Here is a 26,446-nt window from a genome sequence, read left to right as displayed (position 1 = left end):
GTATCCAGCCCGAGCCGCAGGGTGTTTCGGTTGTCAGGGCAGGACCTGGGGGATCACTTCCGGGGCGACAGCACCGACGATGGCGCCGATCAGCGCACCGACCAGGGCATTCGGCAAACCGACCAGGCCCACGCAGGGCAGGTAGAGGATCATGGTGGTGATCGCCGGGATGCAGACGACGGCCGCGGCGATCACGCCGATACCCGCACCGATCGCGGCGGCGTTCTGGACCGGGTCGGGAAACTGGGCGGTGGGGTTCGTTGCGATGGAGCGCAGTTCGGCGGTGGCGGCCGGGGTGGGCTTCGGGGTCACCGTGAGACTGCGGCCGTCGGCGGCGATCTCGGTGGCGAGCGTGATCAGATTGCCACCCGCCGTCGTGAACGAGGTCGGGATTTCCTCGGCCGGGCTCCCGGTCGCCGACTCGACGACCACACCCTGCGGGGCGAGCACGAAACGGCCCTCTTCGAGCGAAGCGGACACAGTACGCAGATCAGGGGCGACCGCGGTGCTGTACCCCTGCCCGGTGCTCGCCAACCCCTGCGCGTACCGGCCCTGCTCATCGGCATCGGCCGAGGCCGTCCCGGCACCGACCAGGCTCACCGCCACGGCAACGGGTAGCGCGGCGGCCAGCGCGTGGTGAACAACCCTGTGTTGGAACATGATCGAGAATCTCCCTCCCGAATCCCCCGGAAAATCGAAGCCCGGGCGAATCGAACAAGTCACTGTCATGGACAACGCATTGGAAAACGAGACACACGGGAGCGATGGCTCCGGTCACACCCGCCGCACATTACCCGCCTTCTACACCGGTCTGTGTCACGGGTCACTCGAGCACGAGAATCGGTGGGCCCCGGTCGGCCTCGTAGGAAACGGCAGCGGCCCGTGTCCCCTGAGGGAACACGGGCCGCTGGTAGCTCAGGTCAGTTCGCGTCGAGCAGGTCGATCACGAAGACCAGGGTCTTGCCGGACAGGCCGTGGCCGGAACCGGCGGGGCCGTAGGCCAGCTCCGGCGGGATGATCAGCTGACGGCGGCCACCGACCTTCATGCCGGGGATACCTTCCTGCCAGCCCTCGATCAGGCCGCGCAGCGGGAAGGTGATGGATTCGCCGCGGTCCCAGGAGGAGTCGAACTGCTCGCCGGTCTCGAACTCGACACCGACGTAGTGCACCTCGACAGTGCCACCGGGCACGGCTTCGGCGCCCTCACCTTCGACGATGTCCTTGATGACGAGCTCGGTGGGCGCGGGGCCCTGCTGCGATTCGATCTCCGGCTTGGTCATGCGGGCTATCCCCTTCGATAGTGGCTCATCCCCACGTACGCGGGGATCAATGTGGGCGACTGGCAGTCGAGGCCGGTCAGCGATTCCCGATGTCATGGTAATCACGCTCACCGTAACCGGTGTAGATCTGGCGCGGACGGCCGATCTTGAGCGGCTCGGAGTGCATTTCCCGCCAGTGCGCGATCCAGCCGGGCAGCCGGCCCATCGCGAACAGCACGGTGAACATGCGGGTCGGGAAGCCCATGGCCCGGTAGATGACGCCGGTGTAGAAGTCGACGTTCGGGTACAGGCGACGCGACACGAAGTAGTCGTCGGTCAGCGCGGCCTCTTCGAGCTGCTTGGCGATGTCGAGGAGCTGGTCGTCGCCGCCGATCTTCGACAGGATCTTGTCGGCGGCCTGCTTGACCAGGGTGGCGCGCGGGTCGTAGTTGCGGTAGACGCGGTGCCCGAAACCCATGAGCTTCACGCCGTCTTCCTTGTTCTTGACCTTGCGGATGAACTCCTTGACATCGCCACCGTTGGCCTTGATGTCGTCGAGCATCTCGAGCACGGCCTGGTTGGCGCCGCCGTGCAGCGGGCCCCACAGCGCGTTGATGCCACCGGACACCGAGGTGAACAGGTTGGCGTCGGAAGATCCGACCAGGCGCACGGTGGAGGTGGAGCAGTTCTGCTCGTGGTCGGCGTGCAGGATAAGCAGCATGTCGAGGGCGGCGGCGACCTCGGGGTCGACCTCGTAGGGCTCGGCCGGGAAACCGAAGGTCATCCGCAGGAAGTTCTCGACCAGCGACAGCGAGTTGTCGGGGTAGAGGAACGGCTGACCGACCGACTTCTTGTACGAGTAGGCCGCGATGGTCGGCAGCTTGGCCAGCAGGCGGATGGTCGAGAGCTCGACCTGCTCCGGGTCGCGCGGGTCCAGCGAATCCTGGTAGTAGGCGGACAGCGCGTTCACCGCGGAGGACAGCACCGGCATGGGGTGCGCGTTGCGCGGGAACCCGTCGAAGAACCGCTTGAGGTCTTCGTGCAGCAGCGTGTGGCGGCGGATGCGATCGGTGAACTCGTCGAGCTGGGCCTGCGTCGGCAGCTCGCCGTAGATGAGCAGGTAGCTCACCTCGATGAACGTCGAGCGGCCCGCCAGCTGGTCGATCGGGTAACCGCGGTAGCGCAGAATGCCCGCTTCACCATCGATGTAGGTGATGGCCGACTTGGTCGAGGCGGTGTTCATGAAGCCGGGGTCGTAGGTGACGTAACCGGTGCTGGCGAGCAGCTTGCCCAGGTCGAGTCCGTCATTGCCCTCTGCGGCTTTGGTGACCGAGATCGGGAACTCGCCACCGGGGTACTGCAGTACCGCCTTCTTGGCGTCTTCGGCGACGTTGGTGATGTTCTCAGCGGGCACGGAAGGATCCCTCTCAGGCTAGTTGAGATTCTCGCCGAGCCCTGAAACCCGGCGCCGAACCGTGCGCCGTTGCTCTCGGCTGACGGCGCGCTTGGTGTAACGCTAACTGTTGTTCGGTAAGGAGCAGCAATCAGGGGTTGTCCTGCGCTGTTCTCACACCGGAGCCGTCGCGCAGTGAGGTGGCGCACCTGAGCAGGCACCTGCGCATCCCGTCCCGCGGCAGCCATAGCTGTACCCATGTTCGGGCCCCACGAAACCACGCGAACAACACGGATCGATGGGTGAGCCGGTGTCTACGGCTGTAACCGTTCGACCGTCGCGTCGGCACCATCGATCCGCACGACGACGCGGTTGTGCAGCCGTCCGTGCCTGCCCTGCCAGAACTCCACCTCGTCGGGGCGCAGCAGGTAACCGCCCCAATGTGGGGGCACCGGAATGTCGTCGACCTCGGCGAAGCGAGCCGTGGTCTCGGCCAGCGCCCGGTCCAGTTCGGCGCGCGAGGACACCGGCCGCGACTGCTGCGAGGCCCAGGCGCCCAGCCGGGACTCACGCGGGCGCGCCTGCCAGTAGGCGGCGGTCACCTCGGCGGGCACCCGCTCGGTCACACCGCGCACGTGCACCTGGCGGGCCAGTGCGGGCCAGACGAAACTCGCCGCCGCGTAGGGGTTCGCGGCGAGCTGCTCGCCCTTGGCCGAGTCGTAGTTCGTATAGAAGGTGACACCGTCGGGCGAAAGTCCCTTGCACAGGACCGTGCGCGCCACCGGGCGCGGCGCCGGACCCACCAGTGAGACGGTGGCCAGCACCATCGCATTGGGTTCGGCGATACCCAGGCCACGCGCCTGCTCGATCCAGCGGCGCAGCAACGGTTCCCAGCCGCCGGCCAGCCACGACTCGTCGAGGTCGGGTTCGGCGGCGGGCACCGTGAGCGGGTCGCCGTAGTCCACGCGCATCGCGGCCAGATCGGGGACTACCGCCGCAGAGGGGTCCAGGTCACGCATAGGGGTGACGTTACTCCTGAGTACCGACGGGTCTATCGTTCAGAAAGATCGGCATCCCCTGCAAGGAGAGTCACCATGACGGCCAGCTCGGTACCACAGGATTTTGTCAGCGGATTGGAAGGCGTGGTGGCCTTCACCACCGACATCGCCGAGCCGGACAAGGACGGTGGCGCCCTCCGATATCGCGGCGTCGACATCGAGGACCTGGTCACCAACCAGGTCACCTTCGGTGACGTGTGGGCGCTGCTCGTCGACGGCCAGTTCGGCCGCGGCCTGCCCCCCGCCGAACCCTTCCCGCTGCCGGTGCACACCGGTGACGTGCGCGTCGACGTGCAGGCCGGGCTGGCCATGCTCGCCCCCATCTGGGGTTACGAGCCGCTGCTCGACATCGACGACGAGACCGCCCGCGAGAACCTGGCGCGCGCCTCGGTGATGGCGCTGTCGTATGTGGCGCAGTCCGCACGCGGCATCTACCAGCCCGCCGTCCCGCAGCGCAAGATCGACGAATGCGGCACCGTCACCGAGCGGTTCATGACCCGCTGGAAGGGTGACCCGGACCCGCGCCACACCGAGGCGATCGACGCCTACTGGGTCTCGGCCGCCGAACACGGCATGAACGCGTCCACCTTCACCGCCCGCGTCATCGCCTCCACCGGCGCCGACGTGGCGGCGTCACTGTCGGGCGCGATCGGCGCCATGTCCGGCCCGCTGCACGGCGGCGCACCGGCCCGCGTGCTGCCGATGATCGAAGCGGTCGAGCAGTCCGGCGACGCACGCGCCCTGGTCAAGGGCATCCTGGACCGCAAAGAGAAGCTGATGGGCTTCGGTCACCGTGTCTACCGCGCCGAGGACCCCCGCGCCCGCGTGCTGCGCGCCACCGCCAAGCGCCTCGACGCCCCCCGCTACGAGGTGGCCGCCGCCCTCGAACAGGCCGCCCTCGCCGAACTGCGCGAACGCCGCCCCGACCGCGCCATCGAAACCAACGTCGAATTCTGGGCCGCGGTCATCCTCGACTTCGCCGAGGTCCCCGCCCACATGATGCCGGCCATGTTCACCTGTGGCCGCACCGCCGGCTGGTGCGCCCATATCCTGGAACAGAAGCAGCTGGGCAAGCTCGTCCGCCCCGCCGCCATCTACACCGGCCCCGGCCCGCGCACCCCCGAAGAGGTCACCGGCTGGTCCACCATCGCCCGCGACTGACCCACCACCTGCGCTGGACCGTGTGCTGAACTACCGGCACACGGTCCATTTAGCTGTTCATACCGCTTCACCCGCCACGAACAGGCCGCTACCGGCATAGAATCCGAACGGATTTCGGACGAGGGGTGGGGCCTGTGGGTGGGTTGTCGCGGCGGACGTTCATACGCGGGTCTACCGCTGTGGCCACCGGGCTGGTAGCAGGTTGCGGAGTGCCGCAAAGCCATTCGACCCCAGGAAGAGTTGCCGGTTCGAGCGGGGTAGCCGCCGATGCGGTGGCGACTTTCGCCGGACCAGCACCGACGGTCACCGCGGCACCTATTTCCGGGGCGCCCGCTGTTCCGACGCCGTTTTCGGTCGCGGCACGGTTCGCGGATGCGGTGCCACAGCGATGGGGTACCGAAATGGCCGGGATCACCAGTAGTTTCGCGCCGACGGGCAAACAGATCGCGCTCACTTTCGACGCCTGCGGCGGTCCCGGCAACAATGGCATCGACCAGGCGCTGATCGACCTACTGATCGCCGAACACGTCCCGGCCACCTTGTTCCTCAACAAACGCTGGGTCGACGCCGACCCCGTCCGCGTACGCCTACTGGCTGCCAACCCCCTGTTCGAACTCGCCAATCACGGTGTCGCGCACAAACCCCTGTCGGTGACCGGCCGCACCGCCTACCGAATCGCAGGCACCGCCTCCCCCATGGAGGCGGCCGAAGAAATGTGGGCCAATCACGAACGCCTCACCGAACTCGCCGGCCACCCACCCCGCTTCTTCCGCCCCGGCACCGCCCACTACGACGACATCGCCGTCACCATCGTCAACGAGCTGGGCGCCACCCCCCTGGGCTTCACGATCAACGCCGACTTCGGCGCCACCGCGTCGGCCACCCAGGTGCGGCACGCGATGAACACAGCCCAGCCAGGCGATATAACACTCGCCCATATGCACCGACCGAACTCCGGCACCGCAACAGGCATGACTTCCGCAATCCCAGCCCTACGCGCGAACGGCTTGACCTTCATCCACGTGCCGCCGTAACAACCCGCGACCCCGCCTCAAAACTCCGACCCCGAGCCGCTCCGCAACCCTACGAGTAGCACCCTCGGTGGCATCAAGATCATCAGGCTCTGGTGGTTTCCCCTTCTCGGACGATGCCTACTTGATTGCCTGGTGGTCAATCGTCCAACTGGTGACAGACGCGGCGAGTTCGCGCGGGGTGGTGGGCGGCCAGTGACGTCCGGACCCTGGCGCTCCTGGAGGCTGTCGTCAACAGCATCCAGTCACTCGAGCCGGTACCCGGCTAGGATCGAATTCATGAGTAGCACTGGGGGGGAAGGGCAGTCGTTGACTGTCGTCCCGGAGAAGGTTCGTGAAGTCGGGAACTATGTGTTCGGTCTCGCCGATACCCTGCGCCAGGCGCTGGACTCGGCCGCTCGTGAGGTCGACGCCTGCGCAGGCACGAGTTGGACTGGGGACTCCGCCAGCAACTTCGCAACAGGCTGGTCTGAAACCCGAAATGGCGGAACGGCGATCATCACAGCATTGACCGACATGGCCGAAAAGCTCGGCGTAACTGCCGACACTTACGCTCAACGCGACGAAACGAGCGCCGCAGCTCTCGGGTCCTTCAGCCTCGACCTACCCGGTTTGTGAGATGGCATCCGATTTCAAGGTCGACCTCGATCATCTCGACCAGATTGTCACGAAGCTCGTTGGGCTGGCAGGGTTCATCGGCGACCACCTCGACGAGATAGACGATCAGGTTGCCACGTTGATCGGCACGGGCTGGGAAGGTATCGCCGGCGACGCGTACCAGGTTGCCCATCAACAGTGGGCGGTCGGCGCCCGCGAGTTCGTCGAAGGTATCCGCGACATGAGCGATGCAGCCAAGGCCGCCCACGAGCGCTACACCAACGCCATTGATATTAATCTCCGCATGTTGCAGGGCGGGTAAGTGTACGTCGACTGGGTTTCCTATTATGACGCGGCCAAGAAGTGTCATGACTTGGCGAATGATTTGCGAGCCGCGGACAAGCCAGTACACACAGCCGTCAAAGACCAGGGTGCGGGAATGGCCGGCGACGCACCAGGATGCGTCGAATGGGCGAAAGCTTACGACTCAGTTGCCCAACGCACCCTCCAAACGTGCACAAACCTCTCCGACGCCTTGACGAACTTCGGCAATGTCCTCTATGCATCGGGATACAACTACGGAACCAGCAACAACAGCGACCCGGCGCCGCCACGCCCAACCATCACCGCGATGGCCGAACACAAGGTCACAATCCCGTCGGCGACTACCGCCACATCCGGAGTAGGGGTGAAGAAGGACGGTGAGGGCCAGTTCTTCGATGACCTCCTCAGTGATATCACCAATGAATTCAAGAAGCTACCCAACGCGGACATCGACGCGCTGGCCGCCGTGACAGCCGCCTGGTCTACGTTCGCGGCAAGCGAAGCACTATCCGGCGCGAAAGCACGTATCGCAACGATCTCGCAGATGTTCGACGACATGGATCAGATCAAGAACCGCGAACTGATCCAGCAACACCTCAACACCATAGGCAGTGCGGCCGATACAATTGTGCTGGCCGCTCAGCATATCGCTGCTCCTGTCGGCGAGTTCAACACTGGTATACACAGCGCCAGCCAGCAGATCGACACCGAGATGACCGACCTCAAGATCGAGGCCGGATTCACCATCGGCCTCGCTGCGGTCGGTTCCATCTTCTCGCTGGGCGGCACAGCGGTAGCGGCAGCGGTCCGGGTCGGTGCACTCGTCCTCAGCGCCATGACGAAGATCCGCAAAGTACTCAACTCCGCCGACCTGCTGAAGATCCTCGGATTTGCAGGCGTGTTCGGCGGAGCGGTTACGGCGATCACAGCGTTCGATAAAGTGCCCGATACCGAGAAAGTCGCCATCGCGCTCGCGGAAATTATCGCGATGAAGGTACTTATCGATGACTCTCAGCTGTACGAGAACCTACCTGTGGCGTCAGCGATCCCACTTGGCGGACTAACCGATATAGCTGAAGAATACATTCGCAGAAAGCATGTCGAGGGTGGTGCGATAGCAGATGCGGATCCCGACAAGAGCACTTTCAATAAAGATCAGAACTTGGATGACCTCATAGACGGCGCGGAGGATGAGGCGGCACGCGGTCCAAACAAATACGGGAATTACGAACGCGACGTGGATGCGGGCACTACAATAGGCCAGTCCGGCGGAAAGCCAACCAGCAGATACAAGGTGATCACAGACAAGTGGGGTACAGTGACAAATATGTTCCCCATTCCGTAGGAGGATTTATCTATCATGGGCATCTCGATAGTTGTTCAGAATCAGATTCATGACCAGGTCGATATTTATTACGAACGCGTGGCGCCGACGCTATCCAAGATGGCGCTCGCGGCACCTTCCGGAACAATGCTCGGAGAAATACACGCATACGCGGACACGATGTTCAATTCGTTTCAATTGAATTTGTTCCTTGTCGAGTTGGCAACCATGACTCCGCAGGACGAACACGAAAAGGAAGTAGTCGACACCCTTCAACGAGCCGCGGAGGACGCGATCCGACACAATGGATACCTTTGGTTCAGTGGTGACTGAGCTGCAGGGGCTCCTCGATATCCGGACGACGGCGCACCCGACGGCGTAGGTCTCAGCGCAGTGCGGTGAAGTCGAGGGCTACCGAGGTTCCTCGGTCGAGGGTGAGGTAGGCGGCTTCGAGGTGGGTGCCGAGTTCTATGTGGCCGACGGCGGCCAGGGGGACGGGTTGGATCAAGCGGACTCGCCAGGGGGTGGGTTCGTCGGGGGCTCGCATTTCCAGGTCGAGGCGCAGGACGGGGTCTTCGTGGCCGGTGTAGTCGGCGGCGATGGGGGCGACGGCGAGGACGATCGCTTCGGCTCGGCGGCCGGTGGCCAGGATCTTGGCGGTTGCCTTGTGGCCGGGTTGGGCGGTTTCGGGGAGGAACAGGGCCACGCGGTCGGGATTGCCGGGGTCGACGCGGCAGCCCACCACGTCGCCGGGCTGCATCCACTCCACGTCTTGGCTACGGATCCGCTGGCGGACACGGGCGTCGTAGGCGAGTTCGCCGGGGCGCTGGACTCGTACCGAGAAGCGGTAGCCGACTTCGCCGCGGCGGGTGCGGGCCGACAGTATCGTGGCGGTGGCGGGGAACCCTCTGATCAGCAGTTCCCGCCGTGCGCCCTCCGACAGCAGTCCGGGTCGCCTCCCGAACGCCCAGGCACACCGGTCGAGCAGGGTCCGACCCGAGTCGGCCACGGCGAGGCTCATGAAATGAGCGTAAACGGAAGTTTCACACCGCAAGGGCAAATTCCCCGCACCCGTCACAGTGGGCGCCCGATCTCGCGCCGGCGGCGACAAGGGGGGTACCAGCAGGCGCGCGGCGGTGCGCCAATAAACTCTCCCGCATGACCAGTGCGTTCCCGACCATTCCAGCCGACCTCAAGCCCGCCGACGGACGGTTCGGCTGCGGCCCGTCCAAGGTCCGCCCGGAGCAGCTGCAGTCGCTGGTGACTGTCGGCGCCTCGGTGTTCGGCACCTCGCATCGCCAGAAGCCGGTCAAGGACGTGGTCGCGCGCGTGCGCAACGGCCTGCGTGAGCTGTTCAACCTGCCCGAGGGCTACGAAGTGGTGCTCGGCAACGGTGGCACCACCGCGTTCTGGGACGCCGCCGCCTTCGGCCTGATCCGTGAGCGTTCGCTGCACCTGACCAACGGCGAGTTCTCCTCGAAGTTCGCTTCGGTCGCCAAGGCCAACCCGTTCATCGGTGACCCGATCGTCGTCTCCGCCGAGCCGGGCAGCGCCCCCGAGCCCGTGGCCGACCCCTCGGCCGACCTCATCGGCTGGGCCCAGAACGAGACCTCCACCGGTGTCTCCATCCCGGTGTCGCGTCCGGCCGGTTCCGAGAACGCCCTGATCGCCATCGACGCCACCTCCGGTGCGGGCGGTCTGCCGGTGAACATCGCCGATTCCGACGTGTACTACTTCGCGCCGCAGAAGTGCTTCGCCGCCGACGGTGGCCTGTGGGTCGCGATCATGAGCCCGGCCGCGCTGGCCCGCGTCGCCGAGATCAAGGCCTCGGGCCGCTGGACCCCGGACTTCCTGTCGCTGCCGATCGCGATCGACAACTCGTCCAAGGACCAGACCTACAACACCCCGGCGCTGGCCACCCTGCTGCTGTTCGCCGACCAGATCGAGTGGATGAACGCCAACGGCGGCCTGGACTGGACCGTGAAGCGCACCCTGGATTCGTCCTCGCGCCTCTACACCTGGGCCGAGTCGAGCTCGTTCGCCACCCCGTTCGTCACCGACCCGGCGCACCGTTCGCAGGTCGTGGGCACCATCGACTTCGATGACTCGGTGGACGCCGCCCAGGTCGCGAAGATTCTGCGGGCCAACGGCATCGTCGACACCGATCCGTACCGGAAGCTGGGCCGCAACCAGCTGCGCGTCGGTATGTTCCCGGCAATCGATCCCGAAGATGTTTCGCAGCTGACCCGTTCGATCGACTGGGTCGTCGGCCAGCTCTGAGATAAGACCGCAATCAGCGCCGGTGCGCGGCGAACCTTTTCCGGTTCGACACGCACCGGCGCTTTGCATGTTCGCAACATTTGCATTGATCGCGGGGTTCCGCGGTACGGCAATTGATGTTGATCTGTCACCAAAACCCCTGTACACGACCAGGATTCGTGTAACGAGCCGATCAGATTAGCGGTATGGGGTGCCTCCGTGCGCGATTTGCGTCGTGCGTGTCTGCTGCCACGGCCAAGTAATGTGCACTACTGTCTAGGAAAGTGGGCGGTGTCGTAGCCGACGCGATAGGGAGGTAACGGTGCGTGAACTTCGAGTGATCGGGGTAACGCCCGACTCCACGCACATCGTGTGCAGTGACACCGAGTCCGGCACCAAGTTCCGGTTGCCCGCCGACGACAAGCTCCGCGCGGCTGCGCGCGGCGACCTCGCACGATTCGGCCAGATCCAGATCGAAACGGAGGCGTCGATGCGTCCTCGCGATATTCAGGCCCGTATTCGAGCCGGAGCGTCTGTGGAGCAGGTCACGGCCGAGTCCGGTATGCCCGAAAGCAAAGTGGAGCGTTTCGCCTACCCGGTGTTGCTCGAGCGTGCTCGCGCCGCCGAACTGGCACAGAAGGCGCACCCGGTGCGCCCCGACGGCCCGGCGCTGGAAACGCTGCACGAGATCGTCACCGCGGCCTTCTCCGAACGCGGGCACACCATCGAACACGCCGAATGGGATGCCTGGAAGGACGAGAAGGGCTTCTGGGTGGCGCAATTGCAGTGGCGCCACGGTCACTCCGAGATCGCCGCGCACTGGCGTTTCCAGCCCGACGCGCACGGCGGCTCGGTGTCCCCGCTCGACGACCCCGCCAACGACCTGATCGACCCCGATTTCGGTCGCGCGCTGCGCGGGCTGGCCACGCCCGCGCCCGCCGCCCCGCCGGTCATCGAACCGCCCGTACCGGTGGAGCCGCGGCCGCGCGAACAGGTCACCCCGACCGCGCGTCCGCAGGCCCGGCCGGCGCAGCCGTCGCTGGACGAGTACTACGGGCGCAGGCAGGTCGCGGCCGGTGGTGGGACGGCGGCGATTCCGGCCGCACCAGCGCCTTCGGCGCCGATCCCGGCTCCGCCGGCGCCCATCCCGGCGGCTCCGGCACCGGCGGCACAGATGCCGGCGGCTCCGGTTCCGGCCACGCCGAGCCAGCCCACCGAGGCGAATCCGCCCGCGGCGCAGCAGGACAGCCCCGAGGAACCGGCCGCGGACAAGCCCGCACCCAAGCCCGCTCGGAACAAGCGCGGTAAGGCGCCCATGCCGTCTTGGGAAGACGTGCTGCTCGGCGTGCGCAGCTCCGGGAACTGAACAACCCGCCAGGCTCGGCTGCGCGGACCTGACTGCCGGGTCACTGCCTGGTGATCTGGTGCTTCGGTTTGGAGGTGGCTCATGTTGTCCGCATCCACTCTCTGGTACGTCGACACGGCTGATCCGGTCGCGGTCCTACGTGGGCACCCGGCGTCCGATCCCGTCGCCGCCGCCGCGCTGGCCGGGCAGTTGTACGCCGAACACGACGTGCGACCGATCACCGTGGGGACCCTGGCCGGGTGTGCCGGGCCGGACCGGGACGAGGTCTATCTCGGTTGCTATCCGGGATTGACCGTGGTGTGTACCGCCGAGGCTGCCCTGGTGCGGCCGACGAAATTGCCGGATCTGCTGGTACGTCCGCTGGCCTCCGAGCACACCTATCTGGTCTCGTTCGACACTCAGCTGCACTGGGGTGCGTTCGCGCACTGGGAGCGTGGGGAATTCCGGCGCTCGTTCAGTTCCACCAGGGTCGACATCCTGGAGAACGAAGGGCTGCCGATGGTGTGGGAGCGCGCGTACTGGGCTGGTGATCATCCGGTGCCCTGGCACCGCGACGACCGGCCCGCGCCGCAGTCACTGCCGTTCGATCCGCCCGCCTTCGCCGATGCCGCCGCGCTCGAATGGCTCGGATTCGGTTATCGCGACACCGTGCCCGGTGGGCTCACGCCCGGCGACATCGCCGTCTGCGGGTTCACGCTGTATCCGAAGGGCGGTGCGCCCGTGGCGGCCGGGCCGGGAGCGGCCACCCGGCGCGGGCGCGGGTTCTTCAGCCGGCTACGCGGACCCGACCGGGTGCGGTGAGCCTCGGTTCACCCGCTGATCTCCTCGATGAGCACCGCCAGCCACCCGAGCAGCACGCCGAGCGCGGCACCGGCGAGCACCCAGCGCACCACCGGCGTGTAGCGCCAGCGCCAGGCCGTCGGCGCCACTCCCGCCGCGGCCACCAGGTTCACCGCCACCGCGAGCAGCGGGTGCACCGCCGCGAGTGCTGCGCCGAAGGCGTAGACCGCGGTCGCGCCGAGCGACGCGACCAGCACGACGACGGTGATGCCCGCGGCCCAGGGGACCGAATCGGGCTGGGCCCGGTAGGGGCCGTCGTGCTCGGGGCTCATGACGTGCGCACCCGTTCGTAGAACGCCATCGCGGCGGCGGTCGCGACATTGAGCGAGTCCGTCCCCGGCGACATCGGGATGCGGGCGCGTACGTCGGTGGCGCGCATGGCCGCTTCGGTCAGACCGGGGCCTTCGGCACCGAGCAGCAGCGCCACCCGCTCCCCCGTCATCGCGGTCGCCAGGTTCAGCGCGGCCGGGTCCGGGGTGAGCGCGATGATCTGGAACCCGCGCGCCCGCAGCGAGTCCAGCCCACCGGGCCACTGCGGTAGCGACGCGAACGGCACCCGCAGCACGTGCCCCATCGACACGCGCACCGACCGCCGGTAGAGCGGGTCGGCGCAGCGTTCGCCGAACAGCACCGCGTCGGCGCCCAGGCCGGCCGCGTTGCGGAACATCGAGCCGAGGTTCTCGTGATCGTTGACGCCCTCGAGGACGGCCACGGTGCGCGCGCCGTCGAGTACCTGTTCGACGGTGAGTTCGGCGGGGCGCGGGGCGACGGCGAGCACGCCGCGATTGAGGTGAAAGCCCACCACTTCGGCCATCACCTCGGCGTCGGCCTGGTAGTACGGGACATCGACGCCGGTCAGGTCCGCGGCGAGGGCCGCGTAGCGTTTCTCGACGCCGAGCAGGGCGCTCGGGGCGAAGCGTGAATCGAGCATGCGCTGCACCACCACCACGCCCTCGGCGATGACGAGTCCGCTACGGCCCGGCAGGTCGGGTCGGCGGTCGGCGTTGGACAGGTCGCGGAAGTCGTCGACGCGCGGGTCGGCGGGGTCGTCGATGGGAATCACTTCGGCCACCGGCCCATCCTGGCATGCTGGAAGCATGAAGCTGGTCCAGTTGATCTTGAACATCCTGTGGGTGGTGCTGTGCGGATTCTGGATGGCGCTGGGCTACCTGCTCGCGGCGCTGATCTGTTTCGTGCTGATCATCACCATCCCCTTCGGCATCGCCTCGCTGCGGCTGGCCGGTTACGTGCTGTGGCCGTTCGGTCGCACCGTGGTCGACAAGCCGAACGCGGGCGCGGCGTCACTCGTCGGCAATGTGATCTGGTTCGTCTTCGCGGGGTGGTGGCTGGCGTTGGGCCATGTGTTCACCAGCATCGCGCTGGCGGTGACGATCATCGGCCTGCCGTTCGCCTGGGCGAACCTGAAGCTGGTGCCGCTGTCGCTGTTCCCGCTGGGCCACGATGTGGTGCCCGCGGATGCCGCGCACCGGCCTACGGTCGGGTGATCACTCGGATCCGACGATGATCTGATTCATGATCTCCACCGCCTGGTCCAGTACCGCGAGCTGATCGGCGGTCAGACCGGCCAGCTGGTCGGTCATCCAGGCCTCCCTGGCATGGGTTTCGTCGGCGATCAGGGCGCGACCGGCCGGTGACAGCGAGACGATGATCTGGCGGCCGTCGGTGGGGTGCGGCCTGCGCTGCACGAGGTCGAGGTCCGAGAGCGAGGCGATCACGCGCGTCATCGACGGCGGCTGCACTCGTTCCTTGTGTGCCAGGGTGCCCGGAGTCATCGCGCCGTCGCGGGCCAGCGTCGCCAGCGCGGAGAGCTGGGTGAGCGAGATCTGCGCGTCGGCCCGGCGGCCGCGCAGGTGGCGCGTGAGCCGCACGACGGCCAGGGAAAGGTCGCCGGCCAGGGCTCGGACGTCCGATGGCGTTGTCACAGTGCAGAACTCTACGGTACGTCACGGCGACCGCACTGGTTTCACGCCGCTACTCTTTGGGTATGGATGCCGGACCCGCCAGTCGGGAGATACCCCAGCTGCCCCGGGGCCTGGTCGACCCACGCCCGGTGGTGTTGGCCGGTTTCGCGGCCTGGGCGGTCGCGGCCATCCTGACCTGGCTGATTCCCGCGTGGGCTGATGCGCGCCCGGTGTGCCTGATGGGGCTTCTCGTCGGGGTGCTGGGGTCGGCCATCTACCTGGCGCAGCGACGTTCGGCCCGGCGTGGGGACAAGGGAGCGCAGGTGGGTCTCTCCGGCGATTAGGCGGTCACCGTGAACTCCGCGCTGGTCCCGGTGACCGGACGTAGCGTGCCGTCGGGGCCGAACACGTCGGCGTAGTGCACGAAGCGGTGGGTGCCCGGTTCAGCGGTGGTGGGGATATCCCAGGTGAAGCGTGCGATCGAAACCGCCTCGCCCTCCTTGCGCCAGTGGAATCGCACGTCCCACTCCCCCTCGTTGGCCACCCGCGCCCAGCCCGTGCCGCTGCGGCGCTGTACCTCGAGGAAGGTCGCGCCGCGACGCGGATTGTGTTTGGGGTGGGCCGAGACGAATTCGACGGCCACCCGCTCGCCGCGCGCGCAGTGCGCGGGCGGCTGCACGACGACATCACCGAAGCCGCGGCCCGGCGGTGTCGCGTCGGGGCCGGGTGCGGCGGCGAAGCCGGGTTGCAGCGCGGAGACATCGCGGGGCGCGGGTCCACGGCCGGGGTCGGCGCCGGCGGCGAAGGACTCGGCGAGGCGGGTGAATTCCTGCACGTAGCCGCACAGGGTGTAGCGGCCGAACAGCGTCGAGGCGCCCTCGTACTGCTGGGCGTCGTACTCCTCCGGGGTGGTCACGTACTGGTGATAGGCGTTCGCGTACCCCTGCAGCAGCACCTGATCCACCTCGACACCGAGGACCCCCGCCACCGCGCGGCGCACCCGTAGCCCGGCCACGATGGTGAATTCCGCGCCCGCCGCGGCCAGATACAGCTCACCGAGGCGGACCAACTGGATGGGCACCACATTCGGCACCCATGGCACGGGCGGGAGCAGGCCGAGCGGGGCGAAGATCGCCTTGGGCGCCTGGGCGTCGGCCAGCCACGCCGGGTGCGGATGGTCGATGCCGCCGAGGAACTCGATCATCGGGTTGCGCACGCCCTCCGGGATCGGCCCGCCGGGCAGACCTGGACCGTCCTCGACGCTGCCCGCGATCAGTGACACCCCGGCCGCCGCCGGTGCGGTGCGGCGCGGTTCGCCATCGGGGGTGAAGCGGCCGTCGATACTGAGGGCGGCCAGGTCGATGTAGCACAGCATCGACGCGATCGAACCCCGCATCGAAACCGATCCGCGCGCCGCGGTCTCGGAGGCCGCGTATTGGCGTTCGCCGAGAATTCTGGTGTTCTCGAATTCGTCGGTGGTCGGGCCGTTTCCGGGGCTGAGCGCCAGGTTCGGCGACATGTCACCGGCATTGGTCTGGGCGAAAGCCGCGAGGAAATCCGGTGCGCCGTCGAGATAACGCACGCCGTGTTCGCGGTGCTCGGCGGCGAAACTGGCGTAGCCCTTGTTGTCGGAGCTGATCAGCCGGTTCTTGTTGGTCATGGAGGTGTTGTGGGTGGCGAACCAGGTGAGGGTGCCGACCCGGGCGCCCGCGCGGCTGAAGACCAATGTGGTGACCGCGGGGTCGATGGCGTCGGGGAACACGGCCCGGTCGGCGGCCGGATTGCGGTCGAAGGCCGACCGGGAGCGGTTCACGCTCGCGTCGCGCAGTTCGGCGCGGCCGAGGGCGATGGTGCCGGGGGCGACATCGGCGTCGGCCGCGACGACGGCCTCGACGATGGCGTCGACTTCGGTGTCGTACACCTGTCGCTGAAATCCCAGTGTCGCCAATGTATACGCGTAGTCGTGTGCCGAACCGCCGCAGCCGGCATGGGTGTGGGTGGAAGTGAGGACGACATTTCGTTCGGTGTACCGATCACCGAAACGCCGCGCCAGCGCGAGCAGTACACCGCGGTGCACCGATTGGAACAACGCGCCGTTCTCCACCGCGGCGAACACCACGCGATCGGTTTCCGAACCGATCACGAATGCGCGCACCCGGGGGCGCAGATGAATTCCCGCCGTGGTCTGTTCGAGTTGCGAGTAGCCCATCATGCCGCATTCGGCGGCGGGTCCGGTGAGGTCGGCGATTCCGAGTCCGAATTCGAATACGTCGGGTTTCAGATCCGCGTGCGCGCGGGGCAGCCCCGCGGCCGTCAGGGCCGAAACCACGGGCACGGCCGGGATACCCAGCGCCGAGGCGGCGAGTACGGTACGGCGGGACAGGGGCATCAGTGGACTCCTTCGCGACTTCCATTCGGAGACAACCACACAAACTGGTCGAATGTCCAGGTTTTTCTCGCGGACCGGCGAATTGACTGTTCGCGACGTGCGCGCTTAACTCGCACACGTGTCCTTCCGATTGAGCGTCGAAGAACGACGAGCCCACCTGATCGAGGCAGCGATCGGTCTCGCCGAGAAAAAGGGCGTGGCGGGCGTGACCACGCGCGACGTGGCCCAAGCGGCCGGTGTGTCGCTCGGTGTGGTGCATTACTGTTTCGAAAACAAGGACGCGCTGATGACCGAGCTGGTCAAAGCGCTCTCGATGGAATTACGCGATTCCGTCGATGCCGACGAATCGGTATGGGCCGACGCAGGAACAGGAAAAGAAGCACTTCAGAAATTGGTGCGGCGCAGCCTGGAGCTACTGTGGCGCAACGTCGAAGCCACACCCGAACGTCAGCTGCTCACCTATGAAACCACCACCTACGCGCTGCGCGAGGGCGAATCGACGCCGGCCAAGATCGCGATCGCGCGCGAGCAGTACGCGTTCAACGACAGCACCGTCGCCGACGTGATGGACCATTTCCGCGAGGCGACGAGCACCACCTGGAACACCCCGGTGGCCGAGCTCAGCCGGTTCATCCTCAGCGTCATCGACGGCATCGTGCTGCGCTGGCTGGTGGACGACGACAGCGAGAGCGTGCAGACCCAGCTCGACATGCTCGCCGAAATGGTCACCTCGCACGCCAGCTCGGCCTAACTGTCACACCACCGGCACCTGGACGTGCACGTCGTCGTCCACGCACCACCACGGCACCCGCACGGTCCCCGAGACCGCCCCGCGCAGCCGCACTTCCAGGGTCTCGTGCAGCACCAGATCGCCGGTGGTGTCGCTGGGCGACCACAGTTGACGCAGCACCACACCCAAGGGGTCGGCCCAGGTGGTTCGGCGGCCCGCGCCCAGCACTTCTGCACCGACCTCCTCAGAGACCAGCGGCAGATCCAGCAGGGTGGCCAGGGCTTCGGCGTGTGCGCCGGCCACCAAGCGCTGCGCCGGCACCACCAAGCCGAAGCAGGGTTGGTCCAGGATCATCGCGGTGCCCGCGTCGACAACGGTGCCGGACAGCGCACGAACCTGGTCGGGCAGGTCGAGGTCGGCGGGGTCGAGGGTGCCCACGGCGACCGCTTCGGCCAGCCGCGCGTGGGTGTTCGCGACCACATCGGGGGCGGGGTTCCTCGCGGGATCGGCCAGGGCGTCGAGAAGTTCTTCGGCGAGGTCGGCCGTCAGCACGTCGGGATCGACCAGGACGGAGCGCAGGGCGTCCGGGTTGCCGATGTCCTCGGCGGGGAAAGCCGGTAGCAGGCCCGCGAATTCGGTGTCGTCGGGATGACGGAACTTGCCCAGCGCGACGCCGTCGAGGTGAGCGTGGCGGTGCAGCCACCAGGCGGTGTAGCCGTGCCGGTCGGCGAGCAGGGCACGGGTGCGCGGCTCGGCGAGCAGGTGACGCAGAGCCAGGGGCCAGCGGTCGTCGTCGACGAGGTCGAGATCGCGCACGGCGACGAGTTCGGGCGGGTCCTCGGAAAGGGTGTTCCACCAGTCTTGTTCGTCGTCGAGGTCGTGGTCGGGGGCGATCGGATCGGGGTCGGTGAGTACCGCGAAATCCCAGCCGACACCGATCGCGCGCAGGGCCCGCGCACCGAACTCGGCGACAGTGGAGTCGGCCACAGTGCAGAAGGGCGAATCCTCGACCAGCACTTCGGCGAGCGGGGCGCCGGGTAGCAGCAGTTCGTCGGCGGGGCGCAGTTCACCGGTGTCGGTGGGCAGTTCGAGCAGGCCGAGCCAGACGGGCAGGGCCTCGGTGGCGGCGAACGGGGCCAGGTGCAGTACCGCGGTGACGGTATCGGGGTCGGCCGGGTCGTATTCGAGCAGCTCGCGCAGAGCGGGGTCGGTGAGCAGGTCGTCGGCGGAGGCGCTGCGGGCACCCAGACGGCCCAGCAGCGGGTGGGTGGCCTCCGGGTGCGCCAGGCGGGCCCAGTGCACCGGCACGGCGACGGTGAGCTGATCGTCGAGCACGACGGTACGCGGGCCGGTCACCACGCGGCCGTCGGCCAGCGGGACGGCCAGGGCACCGAGCTCCTCGGCCGTCCTGGTGTCCACCACGAAGGGTTCCAGTGCGGTGTAGAGCCGTTGCCACCAGTGCGGTTCACGGTCGAGGCCGCTCGACAGGTCGGCCAGGGCGGCCAGATCCAGGCGTGGGACATCGAGGACGGTGAGCTTGTCCAGATGCGCGCGGCCGGAGAGTTCCGGGATCACCAGCGGGCCGGTGAATTCGGTGATCAGCCGGGCCAATTCCGGTGTCAGATCGGGGAACACGTGTGCGCGGGACGGAGCACTGGTCGGGGTGCGCACGCCCGAGTCCGAGATCGATACGTTCGGGCCCGACTCGTCGCGCCGGTGGTCCTGCTCGAACAGGGAGTCCTGGGCCAACGGATCCGGCGCCTCGGAACGCGATCCCGAGCGCAACAGAGGATCCGCTGTCTGCGCGCGGGGTTCCCCGTCGGGCAGGGGGTCCGCCGTCTGGGTGCTGGGCTCCCAGTCGGGCAGGGGGTCCGCTGTTTGGGCGCTGGGCTCCCAGTCAGGCAGGGGGTCCGCCGTCTGAGCACTGGGCTCCCAGTCAGGCAGGGGGTCCGTCGTCTGGGTGCTGGGCTCCCAGTCGGGCAGGGAACCCGCGCGATCCGGCCGGGTTGCTTGGGCCGTGGGTGCGAGACCACCGGTGGGCGAGCCGACGGGTAGCCACGAGTGCGTACGCAATTCGGCGGTGAGGGCTTCGCGCAGGAGTGTGTCGGTCTCGCTGCGGGCGAAGCCGGGCGCGGGCACGAGGGCGAGGCGATCTCCGGGTGGGAGGGCGCGGGCGAAATCGGCGTAACCGACGGCGATTTCGCGCAGGTCGGCGCCGGGGAGCAGGCGGCGGCGATCCGGTTGCATGGGGAGGTCGGCGACCAGGATGGCGGGGAGGGAGAGCTCCTCATCGGAGCGAGTGGGGGCGCGCAGCACGTCGGGAGATGTGGCGACGGGGCGGCCGCCGCGCAGTGGGAGCAGCCAGCGGGCGCGGGGAGCGCGGTACTGCCACCATTGTTCGGTAGCACCCGACGGCAGGGTGATGGTGAGCTCGGTGAGGTTCTCGGCATCGAGCTCGCGGACGGTGCTGGTGAATTCGTCGGCGCCGATGCGGATGCGGCGCAGGGCCGGGAGTTCCAGCAGCAGGTCCGGGGCCTCGGTGCGCATGGCGTCGAGCAGCGCTTCGGGATCCAGGCCGTCGCGCAGGTGTACGACGACCTCGGTGTCGGCACCCGCCGACGGGGTGGTCGGCATCGGCCAGGCCAGTCGCAGGACCGGTGGGGCGGTGTCGGCGAGGTCGGCGGGGATCGTGATGCCGGTGTCGTGCAGGGCGTTCAGTGTCGCGATCCGGGAGAAGCGGATCGACCCGGTCGTGGAACGGATTTCCACCTCGTCACCAACCGAGCGGACCGCGGTGAAACCGACACCGAAACGGCCCACCTGGGCGGTGTCGGCCTTCGCGGAAGCACGCAGCGCCGTCAGGGCGTGTACGCCCGAAACAGTCAGGGGCGCACCGGTGTTCGCGATGTGCAACCGCGCGTCGAGCACCCGGACGGTCAGCTCACCCGCGACACCGGCCTTCGTCGCGGCATCGGCCGCGTTCTGCGCCAGCTCGGTGAGCAGCCGGTCGCGGTAGCCCGCGGCGACCAGATCCGCCTCACTGGCACTGTCCTCGCGCAGCCGGGTCGGCGAATCCCGCCAGGCGGCGAGTACTCCGGCACGCAGCTGCGCGGTGCCGAAGGGATCCGCCCCTGCGTTCAGCGCGCCACCGGCGATCCGTGCTCGGCCGAGCCCCGCACCTCGGCTGCGTCGCGACCCTCAGCCTGTGCCTCGGCTGCGTCGCGACCCTCAGCCTGTGCCTCGGAAGCGTCGCCCACATCAGCCCGGGCCTCGGAAGCGTCGCCCACATCAGCCCGGGCCTCGGACGTGTCGCGCACACCAGCCTGGGCTTCGGTCCCGGATCGTGTTTCCGTCGAAAGCGCCGCCTGGGCACTCGTGGCGGCATCCGTGCTCGAAGTCGGCTCCGCTGGTGTGGCGGAGGCGGTCTCGACGATCTCGATTGCCTGTTCCTCGGAACCCGCCTCAGGCGCGGGCGCCACCTCGGCGTCGGCGATCTCGGCCGCGATGACTTCCTCCGCCGGCTCCGGCAACGCCCCTTCGGCGAGTGCGTTGCGTACGGCGGTAGCGGCTTCCACGGCTTCGGCCTCGGCGGTCTCCTGCAGTTCGGCGGTGAGCGCCGAGTCCTGCCGGCCGCTCGGGTCGGGGGTGCGGGGAATGTCGACGTAGTCGACGGCGTGGTCGTCGAAGGCTTCGTAGCGAGGGGAACCGTTGCCGCTGGGGGCGACCACGTCGGAGTGGGCGCCACAGCCGTATTCGACGTGGACGACGGAACCGTCGGCGCCCATCGCGTTGGCGCAGACACCGAAGGACTCGCGCAGGGCCCCGGCCAGCGGCACGTAGAAACCGCACAGACCACAGGTGGAGGGGGCCGCCTTGGCCATCTCGGTGTCGGGGCCGCGCTCGGTGTACCAGCGTTGCGCCGCGTCGATCCGGCCCTCGAGGCTGAGCACCTGGACGCGACCGAGACCGACCTCGCGGGCCACCTCGTCGACCGCCGGGTCGCCGGTGGCCACATAGCCGGGCACCAGCCGCGGGTCGCCGGCGGGCGGGGCCAGCAGGTCGCCGGGGCCGAGGTCGCCGGGGCGCACCCGCTGCTCCCAGGGCACGAACTCGGGGGCGATCAGCGCGTCGGGCCCGGGCAGCAGGGCCGACTCGCTGACGGTGGCGTGGTCGGCGCCTGGCGGCGCGGCGACCACGACAGCCCACTGCCAGCCGCGGTAGCCGGGCAGCGTCGCCTCGAACCGGTGGGTAGCTGCCGTGTCGTCCTCGGCTGTCACCCCCAGATGGACTCCTACCCCGTCGGGCTCCAACGCGACGAGCGCACGATGTGCGACTTCGGCCGCGTCGGCCAGAACGGTACGCACGCCGGACTCCGAAACAGATACTGCGCTCACGACATACATTTTGCCGTATGAAGTGCAATCGGAGTTCGTTGGCCGTCACAGTGCTGGTCAGCCTGCTCGGCGCGAGCGGTTGTGGCGCCGCTGAGCAGGCAGGCCTGCCCCGGTGGCGAGTGGAGGTCCTCGCCTCGTCACCGCACGATCCGGGTGCCTTCACTCAGGGCCTCGAGGTGGTCGACGGCATCCGCTACGAGGGCACCGGGATGTGGGGCGTGTCGACGGCGCGGGCGATCGAGCACGACACGGGCACCGAGCTGGCACGCGTGGACCTGCCGGAGCACATGTTCGGGGAGGGGCTGACCAAGGCGGGCGACATCGTCTGGCAGTTGACCTGGAAGGAAGGTGTCGCCTTCGCCCGCGACCCGCGGACTCTCGCCGAGACCGGCCGGGTCCGGTACGAGGGCGAGGGCTGGGGCCTGTGCGCCCAACCGGACCGGCTGGTGATGAGCGACGGCACCGGCACCCTCACCTTCCGCGACCCGGTGACCTTCGCCGAGACCGGTTCGGTGACCCTGACCGGCTACGACGACCCGCGGCCGAACGAACTGGACTGCGCCGCCGACGGCACCGTGTACGCCAACCACTTCCCCTCCGACGAGATCCTGCGCATCGACCCCGACAGCGGGCGGATCACCGCGGTGATCGAAGCGGGCGGGCTGCTCAGTCCCGCCGAACGTCCCGGCACCGATGTGCTCAACGGCATCGCGCAGCTACCGGACACCGACCGGTTCCTGCTCACCGGGAAATATTGGCCGCGACTGTTCGAGGTCCGGTTCGTCCGGAAATAGCGTGGTGTGGCCGACACTGCTCGGCCGCAAGTGAACATGGTGGGCCCGCGTACGCCAGAATTGGACTGTGACTACGCCCCGCGATCCAACCGGTCCTGACCGTGGTCGCCGGGACGGCAGTGCCGCGGGCGACCGGTCCGGTCGCCATCCCGGCTTCGGGCAGTACCCGCCACGGTCGGGCCGTCGGCCCCGCAAGGTCTTTCCGCGCGTCGACCCGCCGGTCTCGGACCCGCCGACCATCCGCTCGCGCCTGTTCGGCCGGCGCCCGGTCGACCCCGGCGCCGCGACCAGCCCGCTGCCCAACGGCCACCCGAACCGTGCCGAGCCGCGCTCGTCGCGGAATCCGCCCCAGCAAGGCAGCTCGGGCCGGCCGGACGGCTCGGTCCCGCGGCGCCGCCGATCTCCGACGGATGACCCGACCCAGCAGCACAACACCTCGCGTCGGCAAGGCAGCTCACCTCGGCAGGGCGGCTCACCCCAGCAAGGCAGCTCACCCTGGCAGGGCGGCGCCGCCTCGCAGCCGCGTGACCGCGCTCGGACCGTGCCGCACGGTCCGGGTCCGGGGGCGGCACAGGCGAAACGAGCGCGCCCGGACGACGAATTCGACCCCGGTGCGTGGCAGGCGAAACGACCGCACCCGGACGACGAGCTCGACCCCGGCCCCACGCCCACCCGCGAGCTCCCCCGCGCCGACGAGCCCGGTGACGAGCCCGGCGCGCAGCGGGTGCCGCGCAAGCTCACCGTCACCCGAGTCGCCGCGATGCGCAGTCGCGAACTCACCGAACGTGGTTTCGCCACCTTCCAGCGCGCGGCCAAGGCCGACGGCGCCGATCAGTCCGGCCTGACCGCGCTCACCTACGCCACGATGGCCAACTTCGCGCTCGACGCCGCGATCGCCGTCGCCCTCGCCAACACCCTGTTCTTCGCCAGCGCCACCGCCGAGTCCAAGACCAAGGTGGCGCTGTACCTGCTGATCACCATCGCCCCGTTCGCGGTGATCGCGCCGCTGATCGGGCCGCTGCTCGACCGGTTGCAGCGCGGGCGCAGGCTGGCGCTGGCCACCACGTTCGGGCTGCGCGCCGGTTTCGCGGTGCTGCTGATCTTCAACATCGACACCTGGGGCCTGTATCCGCTGGCCCTGTGCATGATGGTGGGCTCGAAATCGTTCGCGGTGCTCAAGAGCGCCGTCACGCCTCGGGTACTGCCACCGGAGATCGACCTGGTCCGCACCAACTCGCGGTTGACCGTGTTCGGCCTGGTCGGTGGCACGATCGGGGCCGGTGCGCTGGCCGCGTTGGCCGCGTTGATCGCCGGGTCCACCGGGGCGCTGGTGTTCGCCGTCGGCATCGCGATCACGGGCGCCTATCTGAGCTGGCGCATTCCGTCGTGGGTGGAGGTCACCGAGGGCGAGGTGCCCGCGACACTGACCTATCACGGCCCCGACGCGCACACCGAGGTGCTCGAACCAGGCCAGGAGTCCACGGTGCCGGCCCGTAAACGACGGCAGCCGCTGGGCCGAGCCGTGGTGACGGGGTTGTGGGGCAACGGGTCCATTCGCGTGCTCACCGGGTTCCTGACCTTCTACATCGCCTTCGTCGCCAAGGGTTCGGGTGGCAGTCCCACCGAGCAGGCGGCCATGCTCGGGTTGGTCGGCGCGGCGGCCGCGTTCGGCAACTTCGGTGGCAACGCGACCGGGGCACGGCTGCGGTTGGGCCGGCCGTCGCTGGTGGTGGTCGGGTGTACCGCCGCGTGCGCGGTGGTGGCGCTGTTCGCGTTGTTCACCGGGAACCTGTTCGGTGCCGCGTTCGCCGCACTGGTGGCCTCGGCGGCCAGCGCGCTGGCGAAGGTGTCGCTGGACGCCGCGATCCAGGACGACCTGCCCCCGGAGTCGATCGCTTCGGGTTTCGGCAGGTCGGAGACGGTGCTGCAGCTGAGCTGGGTGATCGGTGGGGCGGCCGGTGTGTTGCTGCCGATCGAGTACTGGAAGGGTTTCGCGGTGATCAGCGTGATCCTGGTGGCGGGGCTCGTACAGACCTTCGTCAGCTACACCGGGCACTCGCTGCTGCCGGGGCTGGGCGGTAACCGTCCCCAGCACGCCGAGCAGGAAGTGCCCAATGTTCATCCGGATCGGGTCGGCCCCGGTCCGGTTCCGCGCGGGACAGGAGACCCCCACTGGTGAGCAAGCTCAACGTTCGCACGATCCTCGCGCTGGTCGCGGTAGGCCTGTTCGCCGTCGTCGCGGTGACAGCCGGAGTGGTGGCCTACGCGGTGTCCAAGGCGCCCGAGCGCTACCCCGAGCTCACCGTGTACGCCTGGGGCAACACCGTCACCGTCGAGCCGTACGGGTACTGCGAGCTGTCCACCGGCGAGTGCGTCAACGACGAGTCGACCTACTACCTGCCGGTGCCGTCGGGCCTGCCGGTCCAGGTGGCGTTCCCGAAGTCGGTGGCCGAGGCGCCGTGGATCGTGGTGCAGGTCTTCGAGCGGCCCAACGGTGAGCAGATCGAGCGGATCCTGAGCTTCATCGACTACCCCGAGGACGTGCCGTCGCTGAGCCTGCAGACCCAGCCCGAGCCCGACCTGCGGCTCGCGGGGTTCGAGGTGCGGTTGCCGATCGTGTACACCGATCCGAGCACCGGCGAAGAGGTCTTCGATGTGCACGGCCTGTGGCGGGTCGGCACACCGCGCCCCTGACGCCCGGTCCGGAGACGACACCGGCCCCGAACGCCATCGCGTTCGGGGCCGGTGTGCGCTGCGGAGTGGGTCAGTGATCCAGTTCGCGGGCCACTGCGCGCACGACCTCGGAGATGCGCTGCGACATCTTGCGATCCGGGTACTTGCCCCGGCGCAGGTCGGGCTGCACCTTCGTCTCGAGCAGCGTGATCATGTCCTCGACGAGCCCGTGCAGCTCATCGGGCGACTTGCGTGGCCCGGCGTCCTTGCGCGCGGGCTGCAGGCCCCGTTCACCGCGGGCGACGCTCGGCGGCGCCTCGAGCAGCTTGAGGCTCAGCGCCTGCGGACCGCGGCGGCCGGCGGCCATCCCGAACTCGACCCGCTGGCCGGGTTTGAGACCCTCGACACCCTCGGGCAGCGCGGAAGATCGGACATAGACGTCCTCGCCCTCGTCTTGGGAAAGGAAGCCGAAGCCCTTTTCGACGTCGTACCACTTCACCCGGCCGGTCGGCACTGCGCTCACCCGTTCATCATTCGACACCCGAACCCTTGTGGCCCGGGTTACTCATTGCTGCTTGTCGCGAAAAGAACGCGCCCCACAGCTAGGTAGGACGCGATGTGCTCAGAGTCTACCCCGGTGGTTATAACCCGAGCACATCAGTTTTACGGTGCACCGGTGACCAATTCACCTCAGCCGCCCGCGCGCGGCCCGCGTCGTACCGGTGATCGTCTGCTGCCGGTGGCCGGCGTGCTGTTCGGGATCGGGATTCTGGCGGTGATCGCCATTTTCGTGACGTCGGTCGTGTCCGACGAAGCGCCCGGGCTGTGGCTGTACCTGCTGGCGATGCTCGCACCAGTGGGTTTCCTGCTCGCGATCGTGTTCGCGCTGTGGTCGGGGCGGCGCGCGCGTTGACGCGTCAACCGGTTACCCC

At 68.2% G+C, this 26,446-nt stretch carries 27 protein-coding genes and 1 pseudogene; 16 read left to right on the top strand and 12 right to left on the bottom strand.

Translation table 11 applies throughout. The features are described 5' to 3' along the window. Positions 1 to 33: 33 nt before the first annotated feature. The 4 genes from ACFO5K_RS24575 to pdxH all read right to left on the bottom strand — a co-directional run bounded on the left by ACFO5K_RS24575 (position 34) and on the right by pdxH (position 3,671). A complete protein-coding gene (locus ACFO5K_RS24575; protein WP_378567631.1) occupies positions 34 to 660 on the bottom strand; it encodes a hypothetical protein in 627 nt (208 codons plus the stop codon). 260 nt (positions 661 to 920) lie between these two features. Next, positions 921 to 1,280 carry an FKBP-type peptidyl-prolyl cis-trans isomerase gene (locus ACFO5K_RS24570; RefSeq protein ID WP_378567628.1) on the bottom strand — a complete coding sequence of 120 codons (360 nt, stop codon included), beginning with the start codon at positions 1,278 to 1,280 and terminating at the stop codon, positions 921 to 923. 76 nt (positions 1,281 to 1,356) lie between these two features. Beyond that, entirely contained in the window at positions 1,357 to 2,673 is a 1,317-nt protein-coding gene (locus ACFO5K_RS24565) for a citrate synthase (RefSeq protein ID WP_378567624.1), read from the bottom strand. 293 nt (positions 2,674 to 2,966) lie between these two features. Next, complete coding sequence (pdxH, locus tag ACFO5K_RS24560) at positions 2,967 to 3,671, bottom strand: pyridoxamine 5'-phosphate oxidase (protein WP_378567621.1); 705 nt, start codon at positions 3,669 to 3,671, stop codon at positions 2,967 to 2,969. Between the two features lie 75 nt (positions 3,672 to 3,746). Here pdxH and ACFO5K_RS24555 point away from each other — a divergent pair, with 75 nt between their 5' ends. From ACFO5K_RS24555 to ACFO5K_RS24530, 6 genes are all read left to right on the top strand, one after another. Continuing rightward, on the top strand, positions 3,747 to 4,871 hold the full coding sequence (locus tag ACFO5K_RS24555) for a citrate synthase 2 (protein WP_378567618.1): 1,125 nt from the start codon (positions 3,747 to 3,749) through the stop codon (positions 4,869 to 4,871). A gap of 401 nt (positions 4,872 to 5,272) precedes the next feature. Next, positions 5,273 to 5,905, top strand: coding sequence for a polysaccharide deacetylase family protein (locus ACFO5K_RS24550; protein ID WP_378567615.1), 633 nt, complete (start codon positions 5,273 to 5,275; stop codon positions 5,903 to 5,905). A gap of 276 nt (positions 5,906 to 6,181) precedes the next feature. After that, positions 6,182 to 6,520 (top strand): WXG100 family type VII secretion target, encoded by a 339-nt coding sequence (locus tag ACFO5K_RS24545; RefSeq protein WP_378567612.1) that lies wholly within the window; start codon positions 6,182 to 6,184, stop codon positions 6,518 to 6,520. A 1-nt stretch (position 6,521) separates the two neighbouring features. After that, positions 6,522 to 6,821 carry a WXG100 family type VII secretion target gene (locus tag ACFO5K_RS24540; RefSeq protein WP_378567609.1) on the top strand — a complete coding sequence of 100 codons (300 nt, stop codon included), beginning with the start codon at positions 6,522 to 6,524 and terminating at the stop codon, positions 6,819 to 6,821. Further along, on the top strand, positions 6,822 to 8,168 hold the full coding sequence (locus tag ACFO5K_RS24535) for a hypothetical protein (protein ID WP_378567606.1): 1,347 nt from the start codon (positions 6,822 to 6,824) through the stop codon (positions 8,166 to 8,168). 15 nt (positions 8,169 to 8,183) lie between these two features. After that, positions 8,184 to 8,480 (top strand): hypothetical protein, encoded by a 297-nt coding sequence (locus ACFO5K_RS24530; protein WP_378567603.1) that lies wholly within the window; start codon positions 8,184 to 8,186, stop codon positions 8,478 to 8,480. Between the two features lie 52 nt (positions 8,481 to 8,532). Here the strand turns inward: ACFO5K_RS24530 and ACFO5K_RS24525 are convergent, their stop codons facing one another. Further along, on the bottom strand, positions 8,533 to 9,168 hold the full coding sequence (locus ACFO5K_RS24525; protein ID WP_378567600.1) for a hypothetical protein: 636 nt from the start codon (positions 9,166 to 9,168) through the stop codon (positions 8,533 to 8,535). A gap of 137 nt (positions 9,169 to 9,305) precedes the next feature. Between ACFO5K_RS24525 and serC the strand changes: the two genes are divergently transcribed. The 3 genes from serC to ACFO5K_RS24510 all read left to right on the top strand — a co-directional run bounded on the left by serC (position 9,306) and on the right by ACFO5K_RS24510 (position 12,573). Continuing rightward, positions 9,306 to 10,427 carry a phosphoserine transaminase gene (serC, locus tag ACFO5K_RS24520; RefSeq protein WP_378567597.1) on the top strand — a complete coding sequence of 374 codons (1,122 nt, stop codon included), beginning with the start codon at positions 9,306 to 9,308 and terminating at the stop codon, positions 10,425 to 10,427. A gap of 301 nt (positions 10,428 to 10,728) precedes the next feature. Further along, a complete protein-coding gene (gene sepH / locus ACFO5K_RS24515; RefSeq protein ID WP_378567594.1) occupies positions 10,729 to 11,772 on the top strand; it encodes a septation protein SepH in 1,044 nt (347 codons plus the stop codon). Positions 11,773 to 11,853: 81 nt separating this feature from the next. Further along, positions 11,854 to 12,573 carry a DUF6928 family protein gene (locus ACFO5K_RS24510; protein ID WP_378567592.1) on the top strand — a complete coding sequence of 240 codons (720 nt, stop codon included), beginning with the start codon at positions 11,854 to 11,856 and terminating at the stop codon, positions 12,571 to 12,573. 8 nt (positions 12,574 to 12,581) lie between these two features. Here ACFO5K_RS24510 and ACFO5K_RS24505 read toward each other — a convergent pair whose 3' ends face one another. Both ACFO5K_RS24505 and ACFO5K_RS24500 read right to left on the bottom strand, forming a co-directional pair. Further along, a complete protein-coding gene (locus ACFO5K_RS24505) occupies positions 12,582 to 12,884 on the bottom strand; it encodes a DUF2537 domain-containing protein (RefSeq protein WP_378567589.1) in 303 nt (100 codons plus the stop codon). Further along, on the bottom strand, positions 12,881 to 13,684 hold the full coding sequence (locus ACFO5K_RS24500; RefSeq protein ID WP_378567586.1) for a TrmH family RNA methyltransferase: 804 nt from the start codon (positions 13,682 to 13,684) through the stop codon (positions 12,881 to 12,883). The genes ACFO5K_RS24505 and ACFO5K_RS24500 overlap by 4 nt, the downstream gene beginning before the upstream one ends. Positions 13,685 to 13,709: 25 nt before the next feature. On the opposite strand from ACFO5K_RS24500, the gene ACFO5K_RS24495 reads away from it, so the two are divergent. Then, positions 13,710 to 14,117 carry a YccF domain-containing protein gene (locus ACFO5K_RS24495; RefSeq protein WP_378567583.1) on the top strand — a complete coding sequence of 136 codons (408 nt, stop codon included), beginning with the start codon at positions 13,710 to 13,712 and terminating at the stop codon, positions 14,115 to 14,117. Here the strand turns inward: ACFO5K_RS24495 and ACFO5K_RS24490 are convergent, their stop codons facing one another. Continuing rightward, positions 14,118 to 14,555, bottom strand: coding sequence for a MarR family winged helix-turn-helix transcriptional regulator (locus ACFO5K_RS24490; RefSeq protein WP_378567580.1), 438 nt, complete (start codon positions 14,553 to 14,555; stop codon positions 14,118 to 14,120). Between the two features lie 62 nt (positions 14,556 to 14,617). Here ACFO5K_RS24490 and ACFO5K_RS24485 point away from each other — a divergent pair, with 62 nt between their 5' ends. Then, positions 14,618 to 14,878, top strand: a complete 261-nt coding sequence (locus ACFO5K_RS24485) for a DUF2530 domain-containing protein (RefSeq protein ID WP_378567577.1) — start codon at positions 14,618 to 14,620, stop codon at positions 14,876 to 14,878. Here ACFO5K_RS24485 and ACFO5K_RS24480 read toward each other — a convergent pair. Further along, entirely contained in the window at positions 14,875 to 16,923 is a 2,049-nt protein-coding gene (locus tag ACFO5K_RS24480) for a neutral/alkaline non-lysosomal ceramidase N-terminal domain-containing protein (protein WP_378567574.1), read from the bottom strand. The genes ACFO5K_RS24485 and ACFO5K_RS24480 overlap by 4 nt on opposite strands. A 118-nt stretch (positions 16,924 to 17,041) precedes the next feature. Here ACFO5K_RS24480 and ACFO5K_RS24475 point away from each other — a divergent pair, with 118 nt between their 5' ends. Next, positions 17,042 to 17,674 (top strand): TetR/AcrR family transcriptional regulator, encoded by a 633-nt coding sequence (locus tag ACFO5K_RS24475; RefSeq protein ID WP_378567571.1) that lies wholly within the window; start codon positions 17,042 to 17,044, stop codon positions 17,672 to 17,674. A 3-nt stretch (positions 17,675 to 17,677) separates the two neighbouring features. Here the strand turns inward: ACFO5K_RS24475 and ACFO5K_RS24470 are convergent, their stop codons facing one another. Continuing rightward, positions 17,678 to 20,758 carry a sacsin N-terminal ATP-binding-like domain-containing protein gene (locus ACFO5K_RS24470; RefSeq protein ID WP_378568313.1) on the bottom strand — a complete coding sequence of 1,027 codons (3,081 nt, stop codon included), beginning with the start codon at positions 20,756 to 20,758 and terminating at the stop codon, positions 17,678 to 17,680. 344 nt (positions 20,759 to 21,102) lie between these two features. Further along, positions 21,103 to 22,056: pseudogene (locus ACFO5K_RS24465) on the bottom strand (DUF3027 domain-containing protein); the annotation flags it as partial. Positions 22,057 to 22,064: 8 nt separating this feature from the next. Between ACFO5K_RS24465 and ACFO5K_RS24460 the strand changes: the two are divergent. The 3 genes from ACFO5K_RS24460 (at position 22,065) to ACFO5K_RS24450 (ending at position 25,535) form a co-directional block, all read left to right on the top strand. Then, positions 22,065 to 22,841, top strand: a complete 777-nt coding sequence (locus ACFO5K_RS24460; protein WP_378567569.1) for a glutaminyl-peptide cyclotransferase — start codon at positions 22,065 to 22,067, stop codon at positions 22,839 to 22,841. A 541-nt stretch (positions 22,842 to 23,382) separates the two neighbouring features. Further along, positions 23,383 to 25,020, top strand: coding sequence for an MFS transporter (locus ACFO5K_RS24455; RefSeq protein WP_378567566.1), 1,638 nt, complete (start codon positions 23,383 to 23,385; stop codon positions 25,018 to 25,020). After that, positions 25,017 to 25,535: a DUF2771 family protein gene (locus tag ACFO5K_RS24450; protein ID WP_378567563.1), complete on the top strand. Its 519-nt coding sequence runs from the start codon at positions 25,017 to 25,019 to the stop codon at positions 25,533 to 25,535. Before ACFO5K_RS24455 ends, ACFO5K_RS24450 begins: the two co-directional genes overlap by 4 nt. Before the next feature lie 70 nt (positions 25,536 to 25,605). On the opposite strand, the gene ACFO5K_RS24445 is transcribed toward ACFO5K_RS24450, so the two are convergent. Continuing rightward, complete coding sequence (locus ACFO5K_RS24445; protein ID WP_378568311.1) at positions 25,606 to 26,028, bottom strand: cold-shock protein; 423 nt, start codon at positions 26,026 to 26,028, stop codon at positions 25,606 to 25,608. A gap of 162 nt (positions 26,029 to 26,190) precedes the next feature. Between ACFO5K_RS24445 and ACFO5K_RS24440 the strand changes: the two genes are divergently transcribed. Beyond that, positions 26,191 to 26,427, top strand: a complete 237-nt coding sequence (locus ACFO5K_RS24440) for a hypothetical protein (protein ID WP_378567560.1) — start codon at positions 26,191 to 26,193, stop codon at positions 26,425 to 26,427. Positions 26,428 to 26,446: the final 19 nt, after the last annotated feature.

This window comes from Nocardia halotolerans (genome assembly GCF_042650145.1).
Taxonomy (GTDB): domain Bacteria; phylum Actinomycetota; class Actinomycetes; order Mycobacteriales; family Mycobacteriaceae; genus Nocardia; species Nocardia halotolerans.
Note: the sequence above shows the minus strand (reverse complement) of the source record. Positions and strands in the feature narration are given on the sequence as shown.

What these genes read in the sequence shown, in the direction of transcription:
- ACFO5K_RS24575 (WP_378567631.1), bottom strand. Translation starts at nt 660, where the DNA reads ATGTTCCAACACAGGGTTGTTCACCACGCGCTGGCCGCCGCGCTACCC.
- ACFO5K_RS24570 (WP_378567628.1), bottom strand. Translation starts at nt 1,280, where the DNA reads ATGACCAAGCCGGAGATCGAATCGCAGCAGGGCCCCGCGCCCACCGAG.
- pdxH (WP_378567621.1), bottom strand. Translation starts at nt 3,671, where the DNA reads ATGCGTGACCTGGACCCCTCTGCGGCGGTAGTCCCCGATCTGGCCGCG.
- ACFO5K_RS24555 (WP_378567618.1), top strand. Translation starts at nt 3,747, where the DNA reads ATGACGGCCAGCTCGGTACCACAGGATTTTGTCAGCGGATTGGAAGGC.
- ACFO5K_RS24550 (WP_378567615.1), top strand. Translation starts at nt 5,273, where the DNA reads ATGGCCGGGATCACCAGTAGTTTCGCGCCGACGGGCAAACAGATCGCG.
- ACFO5K_RS24545 (WP_378567612.1), top strand. Translation starts at nt 6,182, where the DNA reads ATGAGTAGCACTGGGGGGGAAGGGCAGTCGTTGACTGTCGTCCCGGAG.
- ACFO5K_RS24540 (WP_378567609.1), top strand. Translation starts at nt 6,522, where the DNA reads ATGGCATCCGATTTCAAGGTCGACCTCGATCATCTCGACCAGATTGTC.
- ACFO5K_RS24530 (WP_378567603.1), top strand. Translation starts at nt 8,184, where the DNA reads ATGGGCATCTCGATAGTTGTTCAGAATCAGATTCATGACCAGGTCGAT.
- ACFO5K_RS24525 (WP_378567600.1), bottom strand. Translation starts at nt 9,168, where the DNA reads ATGAGCCTCGCCGTGGCCGACTCGGGTCGGACCCTGCTCGACCGGTGT.
- serC (WP_378567597.1), top strand. Translation starts at nt 9,306, where the DNA reads ATGACCAGTGCGTTCCCGACCATTCCAGCCGACCTCAAGCCCGCCGAC.
- ACFO5K_RS24510 (WP_378567592.1), top strand. Translation starts at nt 11,854, where the DNA reads ATGTTGTCCGCATCCACTCTCTGGTACGTCGACACGGCTGATCCGGTC.
- ACFO5K_RS24505 (WP_378567589.1), bottom strand. Translation starts at nt 12,884, where the DNA reads ATGAGCCCCGAGCACGACGGCCCCTACCGGGCCCAGCCCGATTCGGTC.
- ACFO5K_RS24495 (WP_378567583.1), top strand. Translation starts at nt 13,710, where the DNA reads ATGAAGCTGGTCCAGTTGATCTTGAACATCCTGTGGGTGGTGCTGTGC.
- ACFO5K_RS24485 (WP_378567577.1), top strand. Translation starts at nt 14,618, where the DNA reads ATGGATGCCGGACCCGCCAGTCGGGAGATACCCCAGCTGCCCCGGGGC.
- ACFO5K_RS24480 (WP_378567574.1), bottom strand. Translation starts at nt 16,923, where the DNA reads ATGCCCCTGTCCCGCCGTACCGTACTCGCCGCCTCGGCGCTGGGTATC.
- ACFO5K_RS24460 (WP_378567569.1), top strand. Translation starts at nt 22,065, where the DNA reads ATGAAGTGCAATCGGAGTTCGTTGGCCGTCACAGTGCTGGTCAGCCTG.